9 protein-coding genes are annotated in these 8,476 nt (G+C 68.6%); 4 read left to right on the forward strand and 5 right to left on the reverse strand.

The window, feature by feature from the left end; genetic code table 11:
• Positions 1 to 299: 299 nt before the first annotated feature.
• The 3 genes from ACZ54P_RS17760 to ACZ54P_RS17770 form a co-directional block, all read right to left on the reverse strand.
• A complete protein-coding gene (locus ACZ54P_RS17760) occupies positions 300 to 1,568 on the reverse strand; it encodes an MFS transporter (protein ID WP_465462605.1) in 1,269 nt (422 codons plus the stop codon).
• Positions 1,561 to 2,832, reverse strand: a complete 1,272-nt coding sequence (locus ACZ54P_RS17765) for a glycosyltransferase family 2 protein (protein WP_465462606.1) — start codon at positions 2,830 to 2,832, stop codon at positions 1,561 to 1,563. The genes ACZ54P_RS17760 and ACZ54P_RS17765 overlap by 8 nt, the downstream gene beginning before the upstream one ends.
• Positions 2,833 to 3,160: 328 nt before the next feature.
• Positions 3,161 to 4,531 carry a pyridoxal phosphate-dependent decarboxylase family protein gene (locus ACZ54P_RS17770; protein WP_465462607.1) on the reverse strand — a complete coding sequence of 457 codons (1,371 nt, stop codon included), beginning with the start codon at positions 4,529 to 4,531 and terminating at the stop codon, positions 3,161 to 3,163.
• A gap of 209 nt (positions 4,532 to 4,740) precedes the next feature.
• Here ACZ54P_RS17770 and ACZ54P_RS17775 point away from each other — a divergent pair, with 209 nt between their 5' ends.
• The 3 genes from ACZ54P_RS17775 (at position 4,741) to mscL (ending at position 6,299) form a co-directional block, all read left to right on the forward strand.
• On the forward strand, positions 4,741 to 5,052 hold the full coding sequence (locus tag ACZ54P_RS17775; protein WP_465462608.1) for an FmdB family zinc ribbon protein: 312 nt from the start codon (positions 4,741 to 4,743) through the stop codon (positions 5,050 to 5,052).
• A 115-nt stretch (positions 5,053 to 5,167) separates the two neighbouring features.
• Positions 5,168 to 5,809: an SAF domain-containing protein gene (locus ACZ54P_RS17780; RefSeq protein WP_465462609.1), complete on the forward strand. Its 642-nt coding sequence runs from the start codon at positions 5,168 to 5,170 to the stop codon at positions 5,807 to 5,809.
• An 85-nt stretch (positions 5,810 to 5,894) separates the two neighbouring features.
• A complete protein-coding gene (mscL, locus tag ACZ54P_RS17785; protein ID WP_465462610.1) occupies positions 5,895 to 6,299 on the forward strand; it encodes a large-conductance mechanosensitive channel protein MscL in 405 nt (134 codons plus the stop codon).
• A 6-nt stretch (positions 6,300 to 6,305) separates the two neighbouring features.
• Here mscL and ACZ54P_RS17790 read toward each other — a convergent pair whose 3' ends face one another.
• Together ACZ54P_RS17790 and ACZ54P_RS17795 are read right to left on the reverse strand one after the other, a co-directional pair.
• Positions 6,306 to 6,491: a hypothetical protein gene (locus tag ACZ54P_RS17790; protein WP_465462611.1), complete on the reverse strand. Its 186-nt coding sequence runs from the start codon at positions 6,489 to 6,491 to the stop codon at positions 6,306 to 6,308.
• 263 nt (positions 6,492 to 6,754) lie between these two features.
• Positions 6,755 to 7,255 carry a MogA/MoaB family molybdenum cofactor biosynthesis protein gene (locus ACZ54P_RS17795; RefSeq protein WP_465462612.1) on the reverse strand — a complete coding sequence of 167 codons (501 nt, stop codon included), beginning with the start codon at positions 7,253 to 7,255 and terminating at the stop codon, positions 6,755 to 6,757.
• Positions 7,256 to 7,483: 228 nt separating this feature from the next.
• Here ACZ54P_RS17795 and ACZ54P_RS17800 point away from each other — a divergent pair, with 228 nt between their 5' ends.
• Positions 7,484 to 8,287 carry an MBL fold metallo-hydrolase gene (locus ACZ54P_RS17800; protein ID WP_465462613.1) on the forward strand — a complete coding sequence of 268 codons (804 nt, stop codon included), beginning with the start codon at positions 7,484 to 7,486 and terminating at the stop codon, positions 8,285 to 8,287.
• Positions 8,288 to 8,476: the final 189 nt, after the last annotated feature.

Below are 8,476 nucleotides of genomic sequence, written 5' to 3' on the forward strand. Positions count from 1 at the left end.
GGGGTGGGTCAGGTTGGTCGTGAGTGGCGATTCGGGTTCTAACCCGAATCGCCACTCACGACCACCTGTACCGAACGGCCACCGCCGCCGCCCTCTCGTTCAGTACATGATGGCCCCCTTCCTTGCGCCTGGCGCAAGGAAGGGGGCCATCATGTACTGGGCAAGGTGTGAAGGTCGAGTTTCCTCGGCTGAGCGGCAGGAAGGGGGCCTTCACACGCCGTTGCCCGCTCCCGCCAACTCCACCACGACACGTTTGCCTCAGCCCTCTATAGCGGCCCGAATCGCTACTCACGACAGTTCTACGCGGCCCGGGGAACCACCGGCTCCGTCTCGTTCTCCGGGGTCGGCGTCGGCGCAGACCCCGTCGACCGGCCCGCCGCGGCACGCACCGCGGCGGGAGCCGTGGCCGCGGCGAAGGCGACGATCACCCCGAGCGGCACCAGCAGCAACGTCAACGCCGTACTGATCCCGAAGGTCTGCGCGAGCCAGCCGAAGATCGCCGGACCGGAGAGCACGCCGGCGTTGTGCAGCGTGCTGTACCGCGCGATCGCGAGACTGGTGTTGGACTTCGTGCCGTGCCCGACCGCGCTGGAGATGATCGGGATCGCCACGGCGAGCCCACAGCCCGCCATCGCGAGCCCGGCCAGGCCGAACCACACGCTCGGCACGGCGACGGCCACCAGCACACCCGCGCCGGTCATCGCCATGCTCCAGCGGACGAGGGCCACGGCACCGAATCGGCTGTGCAGCCGGTCACCGACGAGCCTCGTCCCCGTCTGCGCCACGATGAACGCGAAGTAGCCCAGCGAAGCGATGTTCGCCGCCGCCCCGCGTTGCTCACTCAGGAAGACGCCGCCCCAGCTGGACACCGCGCCTTCGCAGAGTGCCACCGCCGCGCCGAGACCGCCGAGGACGATCACCGCACGCGTCCAACCGGACAGGAAGCCGACCCTCGACGGCCGCCGCGAAACAGACGACGTGACCGAAGATTCCGTCAGCAGCCAACGACCGCTGAACAGCGCGATGACGACGAGAACCACCGAAACGACCCAGAAATGCGAACTCAGCGACCATTCCGCGCGGACGGCCAGCACCGTGCCGCCCGAGCCGAGCAACGCCCCGATTCCCCACACCGCGTGCAGGCTGTTGAGCACCGGCCGCCGCGCCCGCCGTTCCACTTCGACGCCTTGTGCGTTCATGGACACGTCGAGGAGACCGGCGATGACGCCCCAGGTCAGCATGCCGAGACCGGCGGTGATCGCGTCCGGCATCACCGCCATCAGCGGCAGGAACCACGGCAGGACAAGGGAAGTGACGCGGATGACCGCCCGGCTGTCGAGATGGTTCGACAGCTGTCCCGCCAGCTGCATCGCCACCAGGACGCCGACGGTCTGGGCGAGCAGCACCATGCCCAGTTCCGCGAAGTTCAGCCCTAGTTCGATCCGCAACTGCGGCACGCGCGCGAACCACGAGCCGAGCATGATCCCGACCATCAGGAAGATTCCCGAGATCGCGATCCGCTGGCGGCGCACGTCCTTCACCGGATGGATTTCCGGCCCGCTACTCATCGCCGCTCGCCACGCCGGACGCGTCGCCGAAGCCGGACTCGCCCGTCCAGCTGCCCACCTTCACGTGCGCGTTGAACGGTTTGCCCTCGGCGTCACGCATCGGTGGCCGCCGGTGCGCGAGGTGCAGGAAGACGTCGTCGTACTGCGTGACGTCGCCCGCCGCGGAGATGCGGTAAAGCATGTCTTCGTCCTCGCCGCCCCAACCCTTGTAGCGCTCGTCGAAGCCGCCGATGCGGTGGAAGATCTCCGGCCGGGTCCACAGACAGGCACCGGGGACGTCACGCAGCAGCAGCCCACGCGCCCCGGCCAGCGGCGCTTCCGGGGTGTTCTCGCCGCATCGCCGCTCGATCAGCCAGTCGCTCGACGGCGCGTCCAGCGACAGCATCTCGGTGTGCGGCAGATGCGCGTCGTGCCGCTGGTCGGTGAACCTGGCGTGGTTGCGCTCCAGGAATTCCCGGTCCACCAAGATGTCCGCGTCGAGCAGGCACAGGGTCCTTGCCGCGCCGAGGGTTTCGCGGACACCCACGTTCAGCGTCCAGGACTTGTTGAACAGTCCCTCGCCCTCGATGTGCACATAGTGGTCGGCCAAGGGCTCGACGATGTGCTTCCACCGCGGCTTCTCGTCGAATTCGACCACGGTGACCCGGTACCGGTCGGCAGGAAAGGTCTGGTCGCGCAACGCGAGCAAGCAGGCGGTCAGATTCCGGATCCGGCCCGCACCGTCCCGATCGGACAGTGGAACGACGACGAGGATCTCGTCGCCGGTACCGGACGGCCGCGAGCGTACGCCGCGAGCGAGTTCCGTCAGCCGGTCGAGACCGGCGGGCTCGGCTTCCGGGTCGTAGAGCCTGCCTCGGAAATAGTTGATGTAGACGTTGTCGTCCGCGGCGTCGGTTTCCTGCCCCAGGTTCCTTGCCAGGTCAGGGTTTTCGTCGAGCAACGCGACGACACGCTCTTCGAGCCGACGTTCGGTGAAGGTGTCGGTCGGCCGCGCGACGAGCCGCCGGTACGCCGGATCGTGGCCGATGGCGGCTTCGAGCGGGTCGACCACGGCACGGTAGAAGCGTTCGCTGTGCATCCAGTAGTCGGCGGCGACGTCCGGCACGGCGGGATCGTTGGCCAGTACGACGTAACGGACGATCCGCCCCGCGAGATCCGCGCTCCCCGGCTCGGCCTTCCAATAAGCCGATGCCGAGGCGAACGTCTTGCCACCCGTGCGGGTCGGCCGGATCTGCATCGGATTGGTCGCCCGCAACACGCACATCGGACTGCAGTCACAGGGATGCGGTTGCACTGCCCCTCCGTCCCTCGGTCTCCTTGAGATGACTCGGACACCGAGCGTGACAGTCGGCCACGAGGCGGAACGTCTTCTTGCTTGCCGACAATCTCGAAGATCCGGCCGCGCCGCGCTGTCCAAAAAGGACCAGGCGCGGCGCAATCGGGGAGAGGTCGCGCACGGTTCACTGCCGATACCGTCGTTGACCGAGTAGAGGGCCGTTCCCCGCACGCGGAGCCGTGGCACTGCCCGAACTCCCCGGAACGCTCAGCGTCCGCGCCGTGACCTCGCGGACGCTGAGCGGGACGAGGTACGCCTATCCCCTGGCGGCCACGGACGCCCAAGCGGCTCGAATCGCGGCGACACCACGATCGACGTCCTCCTCGGTCGTGCTCCAGTTGGAGACGGAAATCCGCATGAGCCGGCGGCCGTGCCAGGTGGTCGCGCCCATCCAGCACTCGCCGGAACGCTGCACGGCGTCGACCACGCTGTCCGTCTTGTCGCCGAAACTCACCAGAACCTGGTTCAGCACCACGTCGTTCACGACGCTGATGCCTTCACACGCGTCGAGCTGTTCGGCGAACCTTCGTGCCAGAGCGCAGCATCGTTCGACCATCTCGGCGATCCCCGCGCGCCCCAGCTCGCCGATCGCCGCCCACGTCGCGAATCCCCGCGCCCGGCGTGAGGACTCCGGCACGTAATCGCCCGGCGCTCGCACGCCACCGTCTCCTTGCCCGGTCAGGTAAGCGGCCGTGACCGACATCGCGGCCTTGTGCGAGTCGGGATGGGCACAGAAGGCGTACCCGCAGTCGTAGGGGACGTTGAGCCACTTGTGCCCGTCGACAGCCCACGAGTCGGCGCGCTCGATCCCTTCGGTGAGATGCCGGGTCGCCGGGCTCGCCGCCGCCCAGAGCCCGAACGCGCCGTCGATGTGCACCCACGCGCCATGCTCGTGGGCGATCCGGATCGCGGTCGCGAAATCGTCGAAAGCACCGCTGTTCACGTTCCCCGCCTGGAGGCAAACGATTGCGGGGCCGTCGAGCACCCGTTCGAGATCGGCGATGTCGATGGCGCCCTGCGCGTTCGCGCGCACCGGTTCGACGGCATCGGTACCCAAGCCGAGGAAGCGCAAGGAACAGTCGATCGTGGCGTGGCGCTCCTCGCTCGCGACGACCCGGAGCGGCGGCGCCCCGGTCAACCCGCGACGTTCGACGTCCCACCCGGCCTGGGCCAGCACGTGATGGCGAGCCGCGGCCAGGCCGACCGTGTTCGCGCCCTGACCACCGGTCACGAACCCGAAGGAGGCGCCGGACGGCAGACCGAGGAGGTCCTTGAGCCACCCGCCCGCCACGTCCTCGACGATCGCGGCCGCAGGCGAGGTGATCTGGTTGAAAGCGCCCTGATCCCACCCGGTCGTCAACATGTCGGCCGCCGTCGCCGCGTCGAGCGCGCCACCGACGACGAACCCGAAGTACCTCGGCCCGGTGGTCGCCACCAGCGCGGGCTCGACGGCGTCGGCCAGCCGCCGGATCACCTCCGCCGGCGGGGAGGGCTTCTCGGGCAGCTCGCCGAGCTCTTCCCGGACACCTTCCGTGCTGACCGGAAAAACCGGCGTATCGGATACGCGCTCGCGATAGTCGGCCACGCGGGCGACGGTGTCGGCCAAGAGATCTCGAAGATCGCTCACGGTGACTCCCTCTCGATGGTCTTCAGGCACCATCCTGCACAGCCCGGCCGCCACCGGACTCACCGATGAACGAACAGGTACGGAACAGAGGGCGTGACCAGGCCGTCATGTGACCTTGGGAAACCTTGTTTGACCTGCGCCGGAATGCCCCGGTACCGTGTTGTATTAGCACTCTTGTCGGCTGAGTGCCAATGCACGAAGGAGCAGCAGTGCCCACCTACCAGTACGCCTGCAAGGAATGCGACCACGCTTTCGAGGCCGTGCAGTCGTTCTCCGACGCGAGCTTGACCGTGTGCCCCCAGTGCTCGGGTCCGCTTCGCAAGGTCTTCAGCTCGGTCGGCGTCGTCTTCAAGGGCAGCGGTTTCTACCGCACCGATTCGCGCGACTCGAAGGCAGGCACGACCTCGGCGCCTGCCAAGAGCGAGACCAAGTCGGAGTCGAAGACCGAGTCGAAGTCGGAGACCAAGAGCGCGGCATCTTCCTCCACGGGTACGACGAAAACGGCCGCCGCGGCTTCCTGACGTCCCGAGTTGTCCACAGGCCCCCGGTTATCCACAACCGGGGGTTTTCGTTCTTTCCCCGGGTCCGGTACCGCCCCTAGCGTCGAGAGCATCACCGATCGACGAGGGGAATCCCATGTTCTACGATCTGCCCGTCCTGCGAAGACTCCACGGCAGGCCAGCGCGGCTGCTCCGCCGCTGGCTCGCCCTGTCCCTGCTGCTCGGCGGCCTGGTCGCGCTCTTCCTGCCGGCCTCGGCCCGCGGCGCACCCGGCACCCCGACCGTGGTCTCCGCCCGTGACCTGCCCGCCGGGACGTTGCTGCGCGCCGGAGACCTCAAACTCGTCGACGTCCCGGAGGACGTCCGTCCACAGGGTGCCACCGGCCAGACCGCCTCGGTCGTGGGACGGCTGCTCGTCGGAGCGGCGCGGGCGGGTGAGCCACTGACCGACGCCCGCGTGCTGGCCGCGGTCACCCCCGGAACGGGTGGTCCGGAAAGTTCGACCGTGCCGGTGAGGCTCGCCGACGCCGGGATCGCCGCACTCCTGCGGCCGGGTCAGCGGGTCGACGTCGTCGCGGCCGCCGAAGCGGGCCGTGAGGCGTCCGTGCTGGCCAGCACGGCCGTCGTAGCCGCCGTCGGCGAACAGGAGACCGCCGAGGCGAAGCATTCCAGTGCGAGGAGCAAGGGACCTTTGGTGCTGCTCTCCCTGCCCACCGCGATCGCGACACGGGTGGCGGCCACTTCGCTGGAACGGTCCTTAACGGTTACCCTCCGCTAGCTCGCGCCTGCCCCGGCGGGCGCCTGCGTCCCCCGGTACGGAGAAGGGACGGTCGGCAACCGTCCCAGGTGAAGAGGAGAGCGTCTTGTTCAAGGGTTTCAAGGACTTCCTGATGCGCGGGAACGTCGTCGATCTCGCGGTCGCGGTGGTCATCGGTGCCGCGTTCACGTCGATCGTCACCGCCTTCACGAACGGTCTGATCAAGCCGCTGATCAACACCATCGGTGGTTCGGACGCCGCCAAAGGGCTGGGTTTCAACATCCTCAGCGCGAACGACGCCACGTTCCTCGACTTCGGTGGCGTGATCAACGCGGCGATCAACTTCGTGCTCGTCGCCGCCGTCGTCTACTTCGTGATCGTGCTGCCGGTCAAGCACATCCAGGAGCGGCGCAAGCGCGGCGAAGAGGCGGGACCGACGGAACCGACCGACGTCGAACTGCTCACCGAGATCCGCGACCTCCTGCGCGCGCAGCAGAGCCGCCAGGGTTGATCCGGATCACCGGTCGTGATGAGGCGGCCGGTTCTCCAGATACCACGAGTCGGAGTCCGGGGAGCGCTGACCCGGCTCCCGCTCGTCGGAGGTCGTGTCCGGCAGGACGTCGCCGAAGATCTCGTCGACCCGGCGCCGCTTCTGCGCGGAAGAGGCCGCCGAAGGGCGCTTGTCTTCGTCTTCACCTGGCATGACGTCCATTTTCGCACCGATCGCGGGGCACGCCGGCCGGTGGGACCGTCAGCGCATGAGCATTGTCGACAAAGCGAAGGGGCTGGCCGAGAAGGCGGGCGATGCCGCGGCCAAGGGCGTCACGGCGGCGCGACCGGGGCGAACAAGGTGACCGGTGGCCGCTTCGAGGACAAGATCGGCAAGGTCACCGAAAGTGTGGAAGGGGTGCTGCACCAGGACAAAAAGGGCGAGCCCGGGACAGAGCCCGGACCCGCCGTCAAGAGCTAGGCCTCTTCGAGCCCGGAAAGCTGGTCTATCACGTACGGCACCAGCGACGAGAGCGTCGCCATGCCGTCGCGGACCGCCGCGCGCGAACCCGCGAGGTTGACCACCAGCGTGCTTCCTGAGACGCCGACGAGCCCGCGGGAGATACCCGCGTCCACCGCGCCGGCGGCGAGGCCGGACGCGCGCAATGCCTCGCCGATGCCCGGGATGGGGCGGTCGAGTACCCCGGCTGTCGCGTCGGGCGTGCGATCACGCGGGGAGACCCCGGTGCCGCCGACGGTGATCACCAGGTCGGCCCCGCCGATCACCGCGGTGTTGAGCGCGTTGCGGATCGCGGCCGTCTCGGCCTCGACCACCACGACGCCGTCGACGATGAAGCCCGCCTCTTCGAGCAGCTCCGTGACCAGCGGTCCCGTGTTGTCCTCGTGTTCGCCGTGGGCGACGCGATCGTCCACGATGACCACCAGTGCGCGGCCCAGCCGTTGTGCGCTCCGTTCCATACGCACACCGTATCCGGTTTCGGCTGATCTTCGCTCCCGCGGTGGCACGGGCCACGAGTTGTGACGATTCCCTGACGGCCCCGGTGATCGCGGGTGACGCGAGGCCCGCCGACTCGCCGGCTTCGCCACCGCTGAACTGCGGGAACCGGCCGGTCTCTGAAACCGGGAACAGACCGGGCTCCCGGGCGGTTGTCGTTCGCGGACAAGCGGACCGACCTTGGGGGTTTCGTGGGCATCACCATCGGCGACATCGAGATCGAGGCACTGGGTGACGGACTCATCAGGCTGCCGGTCGCCTTCTTCCCCGGCCTCGACCCGGATGCCCACCCGGAGGTGCTCGACGAAGACGGCACCGTCCACGTCCCCACCGGCGCGTACCTGATCCGCGGCAACGGGCGCACGATCCTCGTCGACACCGGCCTCGGCCCGCGAGAATTCGCGTTCCCCAAGGGGATGACGCCCGCCAAGGGCGACCCCACTCCGGCCATGGGCACCGGCGGCGACCTCGCGGCGGCGCTGGACAAGGCGGGTTGCCCGGTAAGCGAGATCGACACCGTCTTCCTCACCCACCTGCACAACGACCACACCGGCTGGATCGCCCCCGAAGGCGACCTGACCTTCCCCGGCGCGCGAGTCGTCTTCGGGCAACTCGACTGGGAAGCCCTGATCGAGCCCGCCGGCACGGACGAATGGGGCCGCGTCGGCATGGAGACCGCCCGCGGCGCGGGTCTGGTCGAGGCCATCAGCGGCGACGACGTCCCGATCGCCCCCGGCATCGTGGCGCGGCACGCGCCCGGCCACACCCCGGGTCACTACATCCTCGACATCACCGCGGACGACGAGCGCCTGCTGCTGCTCGGCGATGTCCTGCACACGCCCGCACAGCTGACGGACGCCGAGATCGGGTTCCTCAGCGACCTCGACCCGGACCTCGCGCTCCGCACCCGGCAGCGGCTCCTCGCCGAGGCCGAGGAGACCGGCGCGATCATCGCGCCCGCCCACTTCCCGGACATGGGATTCCTTCGCCTCTAACCCCATACCGCCTCGTGAGTGGTAATGACGGGTAACTAGTCAGGTCCCGGGTCGTGTGGTGGTCGTCGTTCTGCGATGATCACTACGTGTCCGAGGGTGAGCGTCCGTCGTATGACGAGCTTGCTGCGCTTGTGGTGGCGCAGGCGGAGACGATCCGGGTGTTGCGGGCCGAGAATGAGCGGTTGGCCG

Source organism: Amycolatopsis sp. NPDC034160, assembly GCF_055575355.1.